This is a genomic window from Aerococcaceae bacterium DSM 111021 (assembly GCA_020112395.1).
Lineage (GTDB): Bacteria > Bacillota > Bacilli > Lactobacillales > Aerococcaceae > Ruoffia.
In genome coordinates this window covers 592,282-610,702 of the sequence record JACCEK010000002.1, presented here as the reverse complement: position 1 = coordinate 610,702, position 18,421 = coordinate 592,282, and the positions used below count along the sequence as shown (strand labels likewise).

19 protein-coding genes are annotated in these 18,421 nt (G+C 32.6%); 11 read left to right on the top strand and 8 right to left on the bottom strand.

Annotated elements, in window-relative coordinates:
- Positions 1–73: 73 nt before the first annotated feature.
- From HYQ40_09165 to HYQ40_09155, 3 genes are all read right to left on the bottom strand, one after another.
- The gene (locus HYQ40_09165) at positions 74–418 is read right to left on the bottom strand and encodes a hypothetical protein (GenBank protein MBZ6527947.1); all 345 of its coding nucleotides are present in this window, start codon (positions 416–418) and stop codon (positions 74–76) included.
- 554 nt (positions 419–972) lie between these two features.
- Positions 973–1,686, bottom strand: coding sequence for a response regulator transcription factor (locus tag HYQ40_09160; protein ID MBZ6527946.1), 714 nt, complete (start codon positions 1,684–1,686; stop codon positions 973–975).
- 23 nt (positions 1,687–1,709) lie between these two features.
- Positions 1,710–2,990 (bottom strand): GHKL domain-containing protein, encoded by a 1,281-nt coding sequence (locus tag HYQ40_09155; GenBank protein MBZ6527945.1) that lies wholly within the window; start codon positions 2,988–2,990, stop codon positions 1,710–1,712.
- Between the two features lie 328 nt (positions 2,991–3,318).
- Between HYQ40_09155 and HYQ40_09150 the strand changes: the two genes are divergently transcribed.
- From HYQ40_09150 to HYQ40_09120, 7 genes are all read left to right on the top strand, one after another.
- On the top strand, positions 3,319–3,921 hold the full coding sequence (locus tag HYQ40_09150; protein ID MBZ6527944.1) for an accessory gene regulator B family protein: 603 nt from the start codon (positions 3,319–3,321) through the stop codon (positions 3,919–3,921).
- Between the two features lie 351 nt (positions 3,922–4,272).
- On the top strand, positions 4,273–4,785 hold the full coding sequence (locus tag HYQ40_09145) for a hypothetical protein (GenBank protein MBZ6527943.1): 513 nt from the start codon (positions 4,273–4,275) through the stop codon (positions 4,783–4,785).
- A gap of 14 nt (positions 4,786–4,799) precedes the next feature.
- Positions 4,800–5,363, top strand: a complete 564-nt coding sequence (locus HYQ40_09140) for a hypothetical protein (GenBank protein ID MBZ6527942.1) — start codon at positions 4,800–4,802, stop codon at positions 5,361–5,363.
- 100 nt (positions 5,364–5,463) lie between these two features.
- A complete protein-coding gene (locus HYQ40_09135; protein ID MBZ6527941.1) occupies positions 5,464–5,868 on the top strand; it encodes a hypothetical protein in 405 nt (134 codons plus the stop codon).
- 98 nt (positions 5,869–5,966) lie between these two features.
- Positions 5,967–6,989, top strand: coding sequence for a hypothetical protein (locus tag HYQ40_09130; GenBank protein ID MBZ6527940.1), 1,023 nt, complete (start codon positions 5,967–5,969; stop codon positions 6,987–6,989).
- The gene (locus tag HYQ40_09125; GenBank protein ID MBZ6527939.1) at positions 6,986–7,813 is read left to right on the top strand and encodes a hypothetical protein; all 828 of its coding nucleotides are present in this window, start codon (positions 6,986–6,988) and stop codon (positions 7,811–7,813) included. Before HYQ40_09130 ends, HYQ40_09125 begins: the two co-directional genes overlap by 4 nt.
- An 841-nt stretch (positions 7,814–8,654) precedes the next feature.
- Complete coding sequence (locus tag HYQ40_09120) at positions 8,655–9,293, top strand: ATP-binding cassette domain-containing protein (protein MBZ6527938.1); 639 nt, start codon at positions 8,655–8,657, stop codon at positions 9,291–9,293.
- 113 nt (positions 9,294–9,406) lie between these two features.
- Here HYQ40_09120 and HYQ40_09115 read toward each other — a convergent pair whose 3' ends face one another.
- The 5 genes from HYQ40_09115 to HYQ40_09095 form a co-directional block, all read right to left on the bottom strand.
- Positions 9,407–10,549 (bottom strand): bifunctional metallophosphatase/5'-nucleotidase, encoded by a 1,143-nt coding sequence (locus tag HYQ40_09115; protein ID MBZ6527937.1) that lies wholly within the window; start codon positions 10,547–10,549, stop codon positions 9,407–9,409.
- A gap of 14 nt (positions 10,550–10,563) precedes the next feature.
- Positions 10,564–11,340 (bottom strand): phosphonate ABC transporter, permease protein PhnE, encoded by a 777-nt coding sequence (phnE, locus tag HYQ40_09110; protein ID MBZ6527936.1) that lies wholly within the window; start codon positions 11,338–11,340, stop codon positions 10,564–10,566.
- Positions 11,340–12,119: a phosphonate ABC transporter, permease protein PhnE gene (gene phnE / locus HYQ40_09105; protein MBZ6527935.1), complete on the bottom strand. Its 780-nt coding sequence runs from the start codon at positions 12,117–12,119 to the stop codon at positions 11,340–11,342. The genes phnE (HYQ40_09110) and phnE (HYQ40_09105) overlap by 1 nt, the downstream gene beginning before the upstream one ends.
- Before the next feature lie 14 nt (positions 12,120–12,133).
- On the bottom strand, positions 12,134–12,964 hold the full coding sequence (gene phnC / locus HYQ40_09100; protein ID MBZ6527934.1) for a phosphonate ABC transporter ATP-binding protein: 831 nt from the start codon (positions 12,962–12,964) through the stop codon (positions 12,134–12,136).
- 97 nt (positions 12,965–13,061) lie between these two features.
- Positions 13,062–13,982 carry a phosphate/phosphite/phosphonate ABC transporter substrate-binding protein gene (locus HYQ40_09095; GenBank protein ID MBZ6527933.1) on the bottom strand — a complete coding sequence of 307 codons (921 nt, stop codon included), beginning with the start codon at positions 13,980–13,982 and terminating at the stop codon, positions 13,062–13,064.
- Positions 13,983–14,190: 208 nt separating this feature from the next.
- Here HYQ40_09095 and HYQ40_09090 point away from each other — a divergent pair, with 208 nt between their 5' ends.
- From HYQ40_09090 to HYQ40_09075, 4 genes are all read left to right on the top strand, one after another.
- A complete protein-coding gene (locus tag HYQ40_09090; protein ID MBZ6527932.1) occupies positions 14,191–14,934 on the top strand; it encodes a TIM barrel protein in 744 nt (247 codons plus the stop codon).
- 430 nt (positions 14,935–15,364) lie between these two features.
- On the top strand, positions 15,365–16,537 hold the full coding sequence (locus HYQ40_09085; protein ID MBZ6527931.1) for a Gfo/Idh/MocA family oxidoreductase: 1,173 nt from the start codon (positions 15,365–15,367) through the stop codon (positions 16,535–16,537).
- 12 nt (positions 16,538–16,549) lie between these two features.
- Positions 16,550–17,551 (top strand): Gfo/Idh/MocA family oxidoreductase, encoded by a 1,002-nt coding sequence (locus HYQ40_09080; GenBank protein ID MBZ6527930.1) that lies wholly within the window; start codon positions 16,550–16,552, stop codon positions 17,549–17,551.
- A complete protein-coding gene (locus tag HYQ40_09075; GenBank protein MBZ6527929.1) occupies positions 17,548–18,408 on the top strand; it encodes a sugar phosphate isomerase/epimerase in 861 nt (286 codons plus the stop codon). The genes HYQ40_09080 and HYQ40_09075 overlap by 4 nt, the downstream gene beginning before the upstream one ends.
- The last annotated feature ends 13 nt before the right edge of the window (positions 18,409–18,421 follow it).

Genomic DNA, 18,421 nt, shown 5'->3' with positions numbered 1-18,421 from the left:
CGGCCTAGTTTTCATCATTATACAATAAGAGTTAAAAAAGGGGCTAGTTCATCAGTACTGGCCCCTTTTTAAGTTATTTCTTAATCTTGAAGTGATCAAAATAACCTTCCTGCCATAGAATGAGTAATCCACCTAAAATCATAATGGTAAATGACGTTTGATAAAGCACAAAACTAATTGCCAAAGTAATTAAGAACCATTTTATATCTTTCTTGAAGGGATAAAAGCCCAAGTATTTAACGGTGACATTTGTTAAATAATTCAAAGTGATGTAGCGAACTGTGATGACAACAAACGGGAATAAAATTGCTTGAAAAAAATTGTGTGGCGCAATAAGAAAAAAGATAAGAGCGACAATACTATTGTAAAGCCAGAATTTTCGAGGCGTTTTTGCAATAAATTTATTAATCTTTTCCATCTGAATCACTCCTTATAATACCATTTTAGTCAATTCAAACGTGTACGACATTGGTCTAAAGTATGAAGAATGGATAAACAGGAAAAATAATACTGCATCATCTGCCATACTAAAACTAGCGAAAATTTAAAACTACTTTGGAATGTATTCATTGGGAAAAAATTAGAGTCGGATTAGGATGAGTTGTTTTTAGTAGACGAATGACTAAGCTGGTTTGAGGGGATTATAATGAGTAAAATAAGAGACTTGATAAATAAGGATATTGCTCAGAATCCGCATTTTAAAAGAAGAGTATAGAAAAGAAAGTATCAGATTAGATATCGCCGTTAAAGTTATGCAACTAAGAGAGTCACAGCATATGACACAAAAAGAATTTGCTGAAAAGACGGGGAAGATCCAATCGGTTATTGCATGAATTGAAAATGGAAACTTAAATGTCACGATTCAAACTCTCGATGAATTAGCAAAAAAGAGTGGTAAAGAGTTAGTAATTGGCTTTAAATAAAGAAAAGAAGGAAAACGAGTCATCAGTTTTCCTTCTTTTTGTCTTGGTGCTATATAAATTGCAACAAAGCTTTTTCAACCAAGTCTTTTTTATTATTGCTAATGGGAATAGACTTATTATCGGTCATTATAAGACGGGATCCTTCTCTTCTTATAATCTTATTAACATTGATAGTAAAAGATCGATGGCAAGAGACAAAGTGAGGATAATCAACAAGTCTGTTGTTTAGTGTAGTCATTTTTTCGTAAAATGAATCAGTGTGGTTTGTACTTACTAACTTAATTTTCCGATTCATGCTCTCAAAATAGAGGATGTCATCTAAGCGAATTGATTTCTTTATTCCATGTTGAGAGTACTGGAAATATACATGTTCAGAGTTCAGAAGGTTATAAACTCTTGTGAGCGTGTTGTAAAGAGCATCAAAATTAATCGGCTTAGAAATAAACCCAGAAGGACGAACTTCAAACAAATCACGTTCATAACCATTTGTACCTGTTACAAAAATAATTTCAGTTGTATAATCATTTAAAGCATTACGAATATACTTTGCTACTGATAAGCCGTCCATAGGAATCATTTCAATATCTAATAAGATAATCCGTTTTTTTGGTTGAGCATATTGCAAGTATTCGATTAGGCTTTCGCCTGTCAAAAAACTTTTAACTGTAATATTTAAGTCTTTAATAATAATTTGATCCAGTATATATTTACTTAAGCACTCTGTAATAAATTCCTGATCATCACAAATTAATATTTCGACCATAAACACCCTCCTAATTTTCAAATCTATTCAACAACAGGTTCGAATAAAAGTATTTTAATTGAAAACGAATCATGTGTGTAGTGAATATCATGCATTCCATCATATTTATTAACAATTTTTTGAACACTCGATAAGCCAAATCCATGTATATTATTATTTCTTTTCCGTGACAAAATTCGCTCGCCCTGCTTATCGACCTCACCATCAAAAGAATTGGAGATCCTTAATTTAAGCTGATTTGATTCAAATAGTAGTTTGATATCAATGAATCGATTTTCTTGGATAGTCAAGCAGCCTTCTATTGCATTATCAAGTAAATTACCTAATAGCACAGCTAAATCAATGCTATCAATTTTAATTTTCTTCGGTATCCATATTTCAGTTGTTAAATTGATACTTTCAGTAGATGCAGGTTGAAGTTTAGTGTTAATAATACTGTCTATGGCAATATGCCCTGTCTTGCTTATTGGTTCTTTAAGTGGTTCTGGAACGATATCGAAAATAATATCTTGTAATTCTCTGTTAGGGTATTGATCAACAAACCCATACAGAGGCGTTAATCGGTTAGCCAAATCATGACGAAATTCACGCCATTCTTCATCATGAGACTTTATCATCTTTAATTGATTAGCGTAATCTAATTGTTCTTGTTTGAAATTTTGTTGTTCGCTTAATAAATTAAAACTTCTTGAAAGAGCATCATATAATTCAAATAAAATGACATTAATTAATATAAAAAATAGAGCTAAGGTAATGAATTGAAATTCGGAAATAGAGGAATCTTTAATAAAGATAAGGAAAACAATAGTTGTTAATAATGGAATGACTAATTGGCTAAAAGAAAGTAAACGATTATTATAAATTGAAATAAAATTATATTTTCTTCGAATTAAGTATTTTACTAATACGTATTCTATTAAGTAGCTTAAGACTAGAGATGTGATATTTTGAAAATTATACTGTTTTATTAAAGTAGGTGTTGGATTATTAAAAAGTGAAACAACTAATATTTCGATGCTTAATAAACAAGACACCAAAATAAAAACAGATAATATTTTTTTTGATAAAACACCCTTAAACAAACTCAAAATTAAGCTAAAACTAGCTAGATTAGTTATAAGAGTGATATACGGTATTTGAATAAATAAGAAAGAAAAAGTAATAGCTAAATATGAAATCAACCAAATTAATAACTTATTGCTTATTGTCGCACTACTTTTACCGAACCATACAGTAAAGTATAACCATAATATGTAAAGATAAAAGGGATTAACAATTGCATAAAAAATATTAAAAAAATCCAAGTAGCACCACCTAATTAGTTTATGAATTCAACTCTCATTAGAATAAAATTAAGTATAACATTTAAAATTCAAAAAATGATATTAAATATGATAAGACACAATAAAACTTTTCTATTACAATTTATAGGGTTTTCATTACAACTTTACTGATTATTGATAAAAGTATTATATAGTGAAATAGAGGGAGGAATGATAGTTGGTTAATTTCAAAAAAAATTCGGTAAGTTATTGTATAACTCACTAATAGGATTAGTGAGTTGGAATGTAGTGAGTCAAAGAAGTTTGATGTTTATTTATCAATTCAAAGCGAGTCAGGATATAAGAGACTATGTTAAAAAGAAAAATTATCAACAAGACAATATTAATGATTGAGAATGCTTATAGGTTATCAGATATTGAAAAAGAATGTATTGATTTTGGAATGAATGTAGTAATACATCAAATTATATGCTTCATAATAGCTGGGTTAATTGCTATTGTGTTTGGCGTATTAATAGAATTAATGTTTGTTATTACCTTTTTCATTCCTCTAAGAATTTATGGTGGTGGATATCATGCAAGCAGACCAAGTTATTGTTTGTTTTATTCAGGAGTGATGTTTACATTAATGTCGATTTGTCTAAAGTTTTTCGAATTGGATTACTCAACCCTTCATTGGATTTTTATTATATCTTTCTTAGTAGTGTTTGGAATTGTACATCAATGGATAAAAATATTTGTTAAGAATCTCGTTTTTATCGAGAATACTAATCAAATTAAAATCATTCTATTAGTTATGTTAATTATTTATGTAATTGCTTTTTTTATAGGTAAGAAACATATCATGCAATATATAACATTAGCACTGAATGCCAATGTAATATTACTAGTTATGGGAATTAGAAATCAAATTCTGAATTTATTTAAGGAAAAGCGGACTGCTAGATTTTAAAGTTAAGTTAATATATAAAATTAAATTTAGTGATCAGAATTATTCTTCCATAAGTGAATTATCTCAAACGTATTTAATTAGGAATCATGGGAGTCAAACAGTTATATCAAATAAAAATTTAATAACCTCTTTGATGGAATTTAAGTTTATTGAAACTTCTTTCAAAAGCGTAAGAGCGAATTGACTGTTTAGAAGTAACGTTTATATTACGTTGGATTTTGTGCTATGATAATAGTTTATTTTTTGAATTGTTGAGAAAATATAATTAAATATCCCCTAAATAAATAACTGTTTAGATTTCTATAACTAATTTTAGCTAAAATAAAGTAAAAAAACGAGAGGACAAAATATATGTATAATAAGCAAAATTTTATAAAAGGAACTTTTTTTCTTTCGCTCTTGATCTTTTTATTAGGTACATTGATTACATCGCAGAAAGTACATGCACATGATATTGCTCATGATTTTGAGCATTTAGAGTCTACAAGTGAATTTATAGAAGCGAGAAGTACAACACAAGATTACTTTGGAGATAACTTTACGATATTATATGACGATGGTTCTGATATTACACCATTTGCGATTGGAGCTTGTCCGTATGGTAATGGAATTTGTGATGCAATAAAAAGAGGAGCTGCTAAGGTATACAATAGTGCAGGAACATTTTTATTTCATGGATCTGCATGGCAATGTACAAAATGTGGACAAGCTTATATAACTGAATTTGATCTTGGTCTTCCAGTAGGGAGATGGGGTTCTACACCTGCCCAAGGTACTCTTTCATTAATGACAATCTATTATACAGATTCACCAGGATATACAAGTGCCTATGAAATACCAGGTATCCAAAGACGGTATCAGTAAATGAGGTGTTAGTAGTGAAAAGTAAAAAAATAGTTAGTGTAGTCATTCTTTTGATAGCAATGGCAATACCTCTAACAAATAGTACAGTAAAAACAATTGAAAAAGATTTTATTGAAGCAACGTATAACATTACATATAAAGAAGCTAAAGAATTTGCTCAAATTCTAGAATTAGAAGCGATTGCTATGAATGAAAGCCAACAAGATTCTGAAGGTGAGAACTCACCAACTTCATATTCTTATGATAGTGAACAACTAATTAAATTAATGAATGAAAAGTACATTGAATTAGTCGAAAGTAACTATTTAGAAAAAATGTTAATAAATGGAGACCTAACTGAGATGTATTACTTATCTTTAGAAAGCGAAAAAGATTATTTGGTTGAAAATCTAGAGTTAGTAAAAGAAGAAGAAAATAAAGATACTATTAAACAGAATTGGATATTTACTCTCATAGAAAAAAAGCCAGACAATGATTTAAAGTATAATGATTGGAAAGTAAAAGCAACAATATACAAATCAAAATCGATAAATAAAATTACATATTTTAATTTACAAGATAAATCATATTATGATTAATAGCACTACACTAAAACGATGTGTAAGTATGTTGTTTTTTATTAACTAATATTATAGCCACATAATATAAAAAATATAAGACGAGAAGGAAGATTTTATTATGAAAAACAAATCAAAATTAATTTTTCTATTTATATTATCTTTAACAGGCATATTTATGCCTGGAGAAGAAGTATTAGCTCAAGATAGAACGCCATTTACGGTTAATGTTACTGCGGGAGGTTATAGAGATAGTGGTGGATATAGAAAAAAATACGATTATGCTTCAGCAGCAGTTACACCAAACTCTGGTATTTATGGTGGAATATACGTAACTTTTAGAGTGAGATTCGCAACAGGCGGAGGGATAGCGACTGATTATAGGGACTATTCTGGGCACTATCGTCAATATCTTCCATATTATAGTGGATTAGGAACGGCTGGAACTGACTACTATTTAGCAGCTTCAATGGATGCTGGTCAACCTAGAAGTAGTGCAACAGTTAAAGGATTTTGGGCACCTTAATAAAGTATTATGAAATCTTATTTGCTACATAGCGATTTTTTCTGAGAGATTAGACTGCTATGTAGTTTTTTTCATATCATAAGATAAGGAGAAAGTTTATGAATAAATTGTTGAAGTTATTTACTAGTTTGTTAGGATTGATGATTATGGTGAATATTAACTTAAGCACTGTCACTGCACAAGGTGAGTATTCAGTTAGTGATGAACTTATACATGATGAATATCCTGAAGAAAGTTTTAAATATGAAATAATACAACAAGATGTGAATGACTTTTTAGAAGGAGTGGCGGAATATCATAATCTGGAAGTTGCAGATTTTGAACATAGTTCAATACCAGAACTAACAATGGAACGGTATTCTTTCGAGAATGAGTCTTATATATTGAGCGTTGCTCAAGTGGAGAACAGCATTGCTTATGGATATACCAGAAGTGAAGGTTTTGTGTATTATGATGTTCAGAATGTAGTTAAAGAGAATGGACTTGAAGTGTCGACGGAGGATGATTTATCTTTTGCGACTAGAGAGGAAATTACGCAAGAAATTGATACTTTAATACATAGTTTAGGTATTGAATTAGACTATTCAATTGAGTTACAAAGTATTACAGCGAATGAGATGAGTGTATTATTAAAAGAATACTTTAACGTTGAAGGTGGCGATGAGGAGATTAGTCAGACTGCGACTGATTTATACATGGCTTCAGTTAAATTTTTTATAGAAGATATCCCTATTAATGATTTTGCAATGGGAGATTATGAAGCAGGTATTGTTGCTGAAGATACTGTGTTTCAATTAACTTTTTCTGAAAATGGTCTAGAAAATTCAGATCTTAGGGGTTATAACAAAGTTGGTGAAAGATTAAATCAAATTAATTTGAATGCTGAAGAAATAATTTCATTAATTGAAAATAAATATGAGAATATAATTATTCTTAACGATACTAAATTATCATCCTTGGAACTAGTGTATCTGCATTTGTTAGGCTCTAAAACGAGTGAAGAATCAGACATATATATCCCTGTGTGGTTAGGAGTTATTGAACAGGAAGTAGATGGAGTGACTTATCCTACATATATATTTATTGATGCTGAAACTAAAAAGGAGTTAACATTACATTGATTAAGTATATTACTTCTGAACTAAGGAACAATATTCTAACTTCATATTTTTTGTTGATAATATTAGGTTATATTTTATTTTTGATTATACCGTTCTATCAAGAGTTACTTTTTGAGCGTACACATGAAGTAAATATAGCCTATATATGGACCGTTAGTACTAATCATACGTCGATATCATTGGCATTATCGACGATTGTAAATCTATTTGTCGCTGACTTTATTGCACGAGACATAAGACAAGGCGTTTTACAATATACCTTACCCAGGATGGGGAAAAGTAAGTACTTTTTGAGTAAAATATTTATATGTATTTCTTGTTCATTCTTAATTGTTGGACTAAGCAATGCGATAGTAATATATCTTTTATCTTTGAACTTTCCTTTGATTACAAATCCTATTGAAAGTAATTCTAACATTCTATATGGACTATCCAATGGTTTCTTAATAAGAGAACACTCGGCTATATGGTTTTATGGATGGTTAATATTTAAACAATCAGCTGAGATGACCTGCATGTCTTTAATCAGTTTAGTTGTTAGTTTTTTTAGCCAGAACAAACTTGTTCTATTTACTGTCCCCTTAACATCAAATGTTGTGATTATCTTTTTAGATAAAGTAAAAATATTGCCATTTCTATTAGATCCTCGCAAAGTTTTTTCAATGTATAATTCTCTAGGTTTGTACTTTGGAGAAGGGGATATTGAAAATAATATTGGGATATCAACAATCTATCCTATTTTATATCTAATAACAGTAGTAGTTATTATTTTTCTACTCATTATATTTTTATATAAAAAGAAGTTTGAAGGAGGATATCGATGAGGCAAATCTTTCAAATGATCTGGATTCATCTCGTTACAAATTATACTCAAAAAAGAGTTCTATTTGCTTTAATACTGCAATGGTTATATATGTATTCAATTTTAAATCCAATTCTTGCTTTTGCTGATGAATTTAATTTAGATTTACACATATCTCTTTATCCTTTTTTACACACAGATCCAATTTTTATAATTGTCATAACACTATCTTTTTTGCTTATACTATCGAATATTCCTATGAATAATGAGATGCAGTCCTATCTGATTCACAGAACTTCTACGAGTAAATGGATTACATCACAAATATTGTATATAATCTTTAGTATTTTTATATATATAATAAATATTATGCTTAGTTATATTATTATTTCGCTTTCATATATTACTTTTCATTCTAATGACTGGGGAAAGTTGATAGGATCACTTAATTATTATCCAGATATTATTAATCAATACGAAATTGCTATAAATATTCCTTCGACATTAATGGTTAATTACACACCCCTGCAACTTTTTATAATGACTGTAATAATGATGATTTTAATATTCTTCTTTTCAGGATTAATGTTGATGCTATTCAATATAATTAGACCAGGACTTGGACTGGTATTATACTCTGTATTCATATTCTTATATCTGGCAATCAGACACTTTAATAAATTTTATGGCTTTTATATTTCTGTCTTTTCTTGGATTTCTTTGTCAAATATTTCGACATCTCAACTTGACGGATACCCTACACTGAGCTTTGCCATAACAATTTTAGTTGTAGGAATAATAATAATGATTACTGCAATTTATTATATTGCTTATAACGACAAATTAAGGAGAAAACTAATTTTATGGAACAACTAATAGTTAAGAATGTGAGTCAGAAATTTAAAGATAAAGAGTTATTTTCAGATGTTAATTTAGAACTTTCCTCCGGACATATATATGGGTTAGTTGGGGATAATGGTAGCGGAAAAACAATTTTAATGAAATCGATTCTAGGTCTTATACCATTAAATACCGGTGAAATATGGATGGATTCCGATAGAATTGGAAAAGACATTGAATTCTCTTTAAACACTGGTTTTTTAATCGAGATACCTTCTTTTATTCTAGATTATAATCAATATCAGAACTTAAAATTACTCTCAGATATAAATGGGAAGATTGAAAAACAAGGTATTCTTAATGCGATAGAATCTGTTGGCTTAGATCCAAATAATAAAGAGAAAGTTAGAAACTTTTCTTTAGGAATGAAGCAGAGGCTAGGTGTGGCACAAGCAATTATGGAAAATCCAGAATTACTGATTTTAGATGAGCCCATGAATAGCCTTGATAAAAGCGGTGTTATTTTAATTAGGGAACTTATTATGAGTTTAAAGCAAGAAGGTAGAATAATTTTAATAACATCACATAATTCAGAAGATATTGATTACTTATGTGATTATGTCTTTGAAATAAAAGAGGGAAGTATTCAACAATCATTTTAATCTACAATTATATTACGAGGATAAAGGATTCCATTTTGTATTGTATATAATCATTTAATAAAGATAATAAAAGAAGCCAGTACTGATGTGAGCATATCAGTACTGGCTTCTTATTAATACGCTTGATATTTAACAATTTCATCAAACAATGGAATTAAATACTGCTCTCGAATACGATAATCAGGTAATATTCCTGGAGAGGCTATGACGTTATAATTTTTAGAAGTATCAATGATACCTTCTAAATCCAAGTGATCAGCTAATTCTTCTCCTGATAAATAATAACGACTTAATGGGAAAGGACCTTGAGTATCAGCGATTAAATCATCTAAAGTTTGAGCTGTATAATTTAAAATATGAAAGTCAGCTGGAAAATTTTCCGTAATATATTCAGCCACTTTTGCTAAATCCACTGGTGTCTCTATCCAATCTTCATAATCAGAGCGGGTATCAAAAGACATCTTCTGAGCATTCAGTTGAATGATTTTATTATCTACAATTGTCACTGATTTTTCGTCAGCAAAGCTAAATTCTTGATAACCAGCCACTTTACCTTGTGTACCAGGTTGAATCAATGCAATATTACTTGGGTGGATACCAACATTTACAAAATGTTGATGGCCACAAATTAAACTATTGATATCTGGAAATTGTTCCATAAGCTGATACGCTTCATCTTCTCGAGAAGGATAAGTCCAAAGGTCTCCGGTCGACGGATGATTCGTTAATCCGCCATGATAAGCAACAATAATAAGATCAGACTCTTGTTTAACTTGGGTGATTAAACTATTCAATTCATTGATCGGTGGTTTAACCACCACATCTAATACTGACGAATGTGTAGCTAATTGACTGCATGCACCAGTAAGAAGTCCTATGACAGCAATCTTTACACCGTTAATCGTCTTGGTTGTATAGGGTTTAAATATTAACTGACCTTGATTATCATATAAATTAGCACATACATATTCAGCATCAAGTTTACTCACTTGTTTAAGCAGCCATTCTAAACCAAAATCTAAATCATGATTACCTGGAATCATAATGTCATAACCTATCTCATTAGCTAGTTCTACTAAAGGAGTATATTCACTTTGCCTGTAGCCATAAGTAGCTAAAGAACTACCAATAAGAAAGTCTCCATTATCGATGAGTAAGCTTGCTTTCAAATCTTCCCTAACTTGTTTAAGATTCGCTAAGCCTTCATCAACATATCCATGTACATCCGTTGTTGCGAGTATTGATACATTCTTCATTACTCCACCACTTTCTAACGTAATTTCTTTCGAATAGCTGTACTGAATAAATCAATCAATACGACAACCATTATAATTCCAATTAATATAATACTAACACGTGCCCAATTACGTTGTTGTAGGGCGAATATAATTGGGGCTCCGATACCTCCGGCACCAACTAATCCAAGTGTCGTAGCGCTTCGAACATTGATTTCAAAGTGGTTGAGAATATGAGAAGCTGCGATTGGTACGACTTGTGGCAGTCTTGCATATTGAAAGGACTGCATATTCGTCGAACCAGCAGCTACAACCGCTTCAACAGGAGTTTCGTCTACTCGGTCTAATTCTTCACTCACTAATTTACCAAGCATACCAATTAATTGAACACCTAAAGCCAACGCTCCAGCAAATGGACCTGGTCCAACTACTCTTACGAATAGGATAGCATAGATTAAAGCTGGAATTGAGCGGAGTAAATTCAATAATCCTCGACTCAACGTTGGAATTATTTGGAATCGCCCCCAAATAGACTTGGCACTCAGTAAGATAAATGGTAGAGATAGAACCGATCCTAAAATGGTTCCATAAAAAGCAATCACAACGGTTTCAAACATTAGATGGATTAAATCTTCGCTTGAGCCATCATATACATAGCTTATATCTGGTTGCAGTAAACTAATAAAGATATTCCAAACATGATTAAACTGTAAGTTAACAATATTTGAGTAGTCTAAACGTATGAATGAGTAAACGACCAGGAGAACAAGGATAATCAGTAGACTATAATTAATCAGTTTCTTTTTAGTCATTAGATAACCTCCCGTCGAATATATTCACTAATCCAATTTGTTGCTGACACTAAAACTAGAATAATAATGATGATTAAACTCACTCGACCAAACTGCATAAAGCTTAAAGCAGTATTTAACATCACACCAATACCTCCAGCACCAACGTAACCCAAGACAACAGAAGCGCGTATATTCACTTCAAAGGCATACAAGGCGTATGCATAGACACTTTGTGATACTTGGGGCCAAATAGAGTTCACGGCGATTTGGAAACGCGTTGCACCAATAGATTCATCTGCTTCAATCGGTCCATCATCAATGGTTTCAATATTTGCAAAAATCAATTGGGACACCATCCCAAATGTAAACACCGCAATCGTTAAGACCCCAGTTAATTCACCTATACCAATAATCGCAACAAATAAAGCGGCTAAAAGTAAGTTGGGTACCGTTCGGATGAGACTAAAGAATGAACGGAAGATATAAGTAATAATATAGTTTCGTGTGACAATATAAGTGCCTAAAAAGGCTGCAGGAATCGCAAAGACAACGCCTAAGAATGTCCCTGAAACTGACATTAATATAGTCTCAATCATCGGTTCAACCAACTGATTAATGTAACTCCACTCAGGTTGTAAGAACCCCTGAAGAAAAATCGTTGCTTGTCGGTGATTCTCCATCACTTCAGTCCAATCAGCATCAATGACTGTTCCAGCACCTAAAAAGAGAATAATAATCAAGAATGTTAAGCCCATGTGTTTGAACAAATTATCATGAATGGTTTGTTTTAATTTCATGTTCGACCTCCATTCTATATGTTTGTTTCTTCTTGAATTTCTTGTTGAACGTCGCTTTCAATACGTGCCTCTATTGCTTCTTGACGAGCTTCTTTTTCAGTTTCAAAGATAGCTTTACCATAGATTTCACTAAGTTTAGCATCGGTAGCTTCTGAAGCGGGTCCATCAAAGACAATCTCGCCGTCTCGCATCCCAATAATACGTGAAGCATATTTACGAGCTAAGGGCACTGAGTGGATATTAATAATGATTGTGCGATTTGATTCTTCGTTTAAGCGCTTGAAGTCATTCATGACTGTTTCAGACGTAACAGGATCTAAGGCAGATACAGGTTCATCTGCTAGAATTAGTTCAGCTTCTTGGACAATTGTTCTAGCGATGGATACACGTTGTTGTTGCCCTCCACTTAAGGAATCGCTACGAACTTTTAGTTTATCAGCTAACCCGACTTTTTCTAAAGCTTTCTCAGTTCGATCATAATCTTCTTTAGAGAAGAGACCAAGTAGAGTTTGCCAGTTATTGTAGTAGCCCAATCTACCTGAAATAACATTCTTTTGAACGGTATTTTTACGTACTAAGTTAAATTGTTGGAAAATCATACCGATATTCCTGCGCATCTTACGTAAATCTTTTGCATTGGCTTGTGTGATGGATTCTCCATTAATAGAGATATCACCTTGAGTAATGTTGTTTAACCGATTTAAACTCCGCAGTAAAGTGCTTTTCCCTGCGCCACTTAAACCAATAATACAAACAAATTCTCCACTATCAATTGTTAGATTAATAGTGTTTAATCCAACAACACCATTGTCGAATACTTTTGACACATTTTTAAATTCTATCATCGAATACCTCCGTTATTATAAAAATTAAAAACAGCTACCTTTCAACAATAACGCAACGTGTGAAAGGTAGCTATCTTAAATGTAAGGTTTAGAAAAATTATTGAGCAGCAATTTCAGTGTATTCTGCGATTTGATCATAGACTGACTCATCCACTTCAGTATAGCCTTGGTGGCCCCATAGTGACATAATTTCAAGACCTTCTTCTGAATCTGCCATTGTTAAGAAAGCTTCTTTGATTGCTTCGCGTAGTTCTTCATCCATATCGGGTTGAACAGCGATTGCATCGTTAGGAATCTCACCGTCAGTTAAGTAAAGAACTTTTAATTCTTCCATTAAGTCGTTATCTGGGAAAGCACCACCGAATACAACACGCGCACCTTCGAATACGAATGCGGCATCTTGTTGGCCATTTAATACAGCTGTAATTTCACTTGGGATGTCATTAACTGTTGTTAGTGTCACGTCACTTGTTACATCAATACCAGCTTCAATCATTTCTGCTACTGGATAGATATAGCCGGATGCTGAGTTAGGGCTTAATGTTGCGATGTTTTTACCAACTAAGTCAGTTAATTCTTCCATATCGCTATCAGCACGAACTAGAATCTCACCTTGGAATGAACCTGACGTCTCACCTTCAACTGGTAAACCTGTTTCATTATCGAAGGCCCCTAATACAGATGTTAATATTGCTTCAGCTGAACCTAGGCTACGTGCTTGAACATAAGCAGCAGGTGGCATAATGCCTAAGTCTACTTGCCCCGATGCCATCGCTTGTACAATCGTAGTATAGTCAGTTGCTAAAGTAACATTTACTTCACGACCTAATTGCTCTGATAATAAATCAGCAAGAGGTTGTGCACGAGCTTCCATTGAGCCATCGTTATTTGTCGGAACGAATTGAACTTCTAGAGCCTCTTCTTCTTGAGCAACAACAGCTTGATTAGGTTGAACAGCACCCACTAAGCCCCCTAATACTAAACTACTTAATAAAAGTGTTTTGATTTTCTTAAACATTGTATGAATCTCTCCCATTCTATTAATCTAGATTCATTATACTTTATAATTGTAAAGATTATGTAAATTATATATATTAATTATGTAAAGAGAGCTAAAATGTTCGCGAATTCATTATTAATGCTATAATAGTTTCAAGATTTCTACAAATCGTGGCACTTGCTTGTCATCAATTAATATTTGACTCAATGAAGGAGAGATACATCATATGGAAGATAAAAATTTAATTATGAATACTTATGTATTCGAAGAGCTCATGAAACAAGGACAATTCCAGATTGAATGGTTAGAAAAAATAAAAAATTTAGGTATTCAAACAGTTGAGATTCGTCGCGAGTATTTACGTGATACAGAAGAATTAACTGAATTAAAAGAAAAAGCTGAAGAATTGGATATGACTTTATTCTTTGCTGTACCTGATGTTTTATTCCCAGGCGTGTTAATGAGCAAAGAAACTTTGCGTCAGTACTTTGAAGAATATAGCACACTAGGTGCTAAACAATTCAAAATCGTTGCCGGTTATGATGAAGATTTAAATGATGTGGATATTGAAATACTTAAATCTCTAATGACAGAATACGGTATCCTACACCTTACATTAGAGAACGATCAAGAAGACTACTCAACACCAGAGAAGATAAAAGGGATTCTTGGTAAACTTAAAGACGCAGGTATTAATGCTGGAATGACTTTTGATACAGGAAACTTCTTAGCAACAGGCCAGTCCCCATTAGAAAGTGCGAAAGCATTAAAAGATGATGTCACGTTCATCCATATGAAAAATATTAAAACCGATACTAAAGAGATGACTTTGATTGATGAAGGGGATATCAATATGTTCGACCTACTAGCTGTGTTTTCAGAAGATGTAAAACGAGCAATCGAGTATCCATGTGGAGATAATCCTTTTGAGACTGTAAAAGGTGAGATTGAGAAATTGAAAAAGAAATAATCAGAATTAAATAGTACTTTAAACTGCAATTATTCTATTAATTGCAGTTTTTTTGTTAGAAAAATCAAAGAAACACAAAAAAAACTAAAAATAAATCATCCGATGACTTAGGCGGAAAAGAGTTAATTTAGGAATATAATATATTCACACATGTCTTTGAAAAGGCTTAATTTTAACCGAAAACAATTGTGAAAAAAAGGACAAACTAGATTAAATATATAAAAAAGTTTCCTTATAAGAAACAGTGATTCTTAAAAACTAAAGAAAATGGGCTTTTTTTTTCAATTATTAGTTGAAAGCGCTCTGATTTTCCATTATAATCACTTTAAAGGTTTCGGATTGCATTGTTTACTTTCTAAAAAAGAAAGTTTGAAGTGAGCTATCTTAAACAAATGGTTAGAAAAAAAGATTATTAGAAGGAGACGTGGAAATGGAACAAGTTAAGTTAGGTATTATTGGATACGGACAACAAGGTGGATTCTACGGAAGTTTAGTTGCTGAAGGTAAAGTTGAAAACATGACAGTGGTAGCGGTTACGGATATCGATGAGGCTAAAGACGAGAAGATTAAGGCTGACTTCCCTGACGCTAAAATCTATCGTGACTATAAAGAAATGGTTAATAGTGGAGATGTTGACGCAGTATTGACAGCGGTGCCACATTACCTACACCCTGAGATGGCTATTTATGCATTAGAGAATGGTTTACACGTTCTAAATGAAAAACCAGCAGGTGTTTATACAGAACAAGTTAAAAAGTTAAATGAAGTTGCAGAATCTAAAAAAGACGAATTAACTTATGCAATTATGTTCAATCAACGTAATAATCCGCTTTACCAAAAGATTAAAGCAATTGTAGAGAACGGCGAAATCGGAAATATTCGTCGGACGAATTGGATTATTACAACATGGTGGAGACCACAAGCGTATTATGATATGAGTGCATGGCGTGCAACGTGGGGAGCTGAAGGTGGGGGAGTCTTAGTAAACCAAGCACCTCACCAACTAGACTTATTACAATGGATTGCTGGAGTTCCTAAATCTGTATTTAGTAACGTAAAATACGGATACCAACGTGATATCCCTGTAGAAGATGAAGTAACAGCAATGATTGATTACGGTAATGGTGCATCAGGTGTATTCGTTACATGTACGCATGATATTATCGGAACAGACCGTTTAGAAATTCTTGGAGACAAAGGTAAAATTGTTGTAGAAGATAGTAAAACGGCATACATTACACGTATGAAGAAATCAGAAAATGAATTAAACAAAGAAATGGACTTTGAAGGTGTTAAAGATTTATTCATGGGTAAATTAGATGTATCTGAACTTTGGGAAACAGAAACATTTACTGAAGAATCACCATGGGGAGAGCAACATGCTGGCGTATTAAGAAACTTCGCAGCAAACATCTTAGAAAACGAGCCATTATTAGCACCAGGATCTGAAGGAATTAACGGCGTTCGTCTAGCGAATGCAATTCATTTATCAGACTGGTTAGGTAAAGAAGTAACATTAGATGACTTTGATGATGCATTATACTTAGAAGAATTAAACAAACGCATCGCAAACGAAGGGAAATTCGAACAACGCGAAGCATAAGGGGTGAGTCCAATTTTAAGAGTTGGCATAGTAGGGTTAGGAACAATTTCTTATATACATCAAATAGCAATTCAGCAAAGTGACTTAGGAGAATTGGTTGCTGTATGTGATATTAATCCAGCAACACAACAGGATTATGCCGACTTTGCCTTTTATTCTGACTTAGATGAGATGCTAGAGCAAGAACAACTTGATGTAGTTCACGTTTGTTTGCCGCATGATTTACACAAACCTGCGACAGAAGTAATTGTGAAACATGGCGTCCATGTGTTTTTAGAGAAGCCAATTGGGACTTCATATAAAGAAGCATTTCAGCTTTCAGAATCAATTAAGCAGAGTCCAGCTAAAGTAGGTGTAAGTTTTCAGAATCGGTATAACAATACTAGTCAAAAGTTATATGAATTAATTCAAGATGAAGAAGTTGTATCAGTAAAAGGTGTAGTAACTTGGTTTAGACCTGAGAGCTACTATCAAGCACAGCCTTGGCGCGGTCAACAAGATCGTGCCGGAGGTGGTGTGATTATTAATCAAGCCATTCATACACTCGACTTAATGCAATATTACGCAGGTAATATTGAGTCAGGACGAGCATTCTTATCTCAATTGCTCGATTATGATGTTGAAGTAGAAGATACTGCATCTGCAACATTCAAGTTTGAAAATAATGCGAGTGGATTATTCATGGCAACAAATGCCCATGTTGAAAATTCACCTGTAGAAGTTCAAGTGATTACTAAACATAACAAGTATATCATTAAAGGGACGCGTCTATATACATACGACCGAGACGATGTATTGACATTATTAGCAGAAGATGAAAAGTTAGAGGGTTATAAATCTTACTACGGACAGGGTCATAAGTTATGTGTCAAACATTTCTATAAAGCGATTATAGAAGATACGAATGATTTTATTAGTATTGACGGCGCATTAGAAACAATGTTGATGGTAAGTTTAATGCAAAAATCTTCGCAAGAAGATAGAGAAGTAAAAGCAAAGGAGCTAAAAAAATGACTACAGCAAAAATTGGTGTACAAGCCATGATGTTAAAAGAGAAATTTGAAGAGCTAGGACCTTATGAAACTTTAAAGAAAGTATCAGAATTAGGTTACAACTCAGTTGAAATTTCTCAAATTCCAATGACAGATGAAAACGTTACAGAAATTAAACGTGCTAGAGATAAATTCAACTTAGAGGTTGCTTCATTGTCTGCAAATGTTAAACCTGCTCCAGGTAACGATGACTTAGAAACAAACTTCGATAAAATCGTCGATAACTGTAAAACATTAGATGTAGACTTAGTTCGTATTGGTATGTTGCCATTTGAATCAATGAAGAGTCTAGAAACTGTTCTAGATTTCTGTCGTGAAGCAAACGAGTACGCAATCAAGTTAAAAGAGCATGGAATCAAATTATACTACCATAACCACCATGTTGAGTTTAAAAAATACGACGGTAAATTCTTATTAGATATTATAGCTGAAGAATGTCCAGACTTAGGCTTTGAACTAGATTTACACTGGGTACAACGTGCGGGAGCGAGTCCAATAGAAACGTTAAAACGTTTTGCAGGTAAAGTTGATTTAATTCACTTGAAAGACTACCGTGTAGGAGATATTCCTGAGGAAGCGTTCGCTTCATTAGATGAAGGAGATGTAATGACTTTCTATAACGCATTCACGAATATTATCGAGTTTGCTGAATTAGGACAAGGATCAATGGATTATAAACCAATCATTGAACAAGCTTTAGAATCAGGTGTGCGTTACATGTTAGTTGAGCAAGATATGCTTTACGGACGCGATCCATTCGATTGTCTAGCTGATTCAAGAGATCACTTAATCGAACTAGGCTACGAAGACTTATTCTAATAGTTAATTAAGA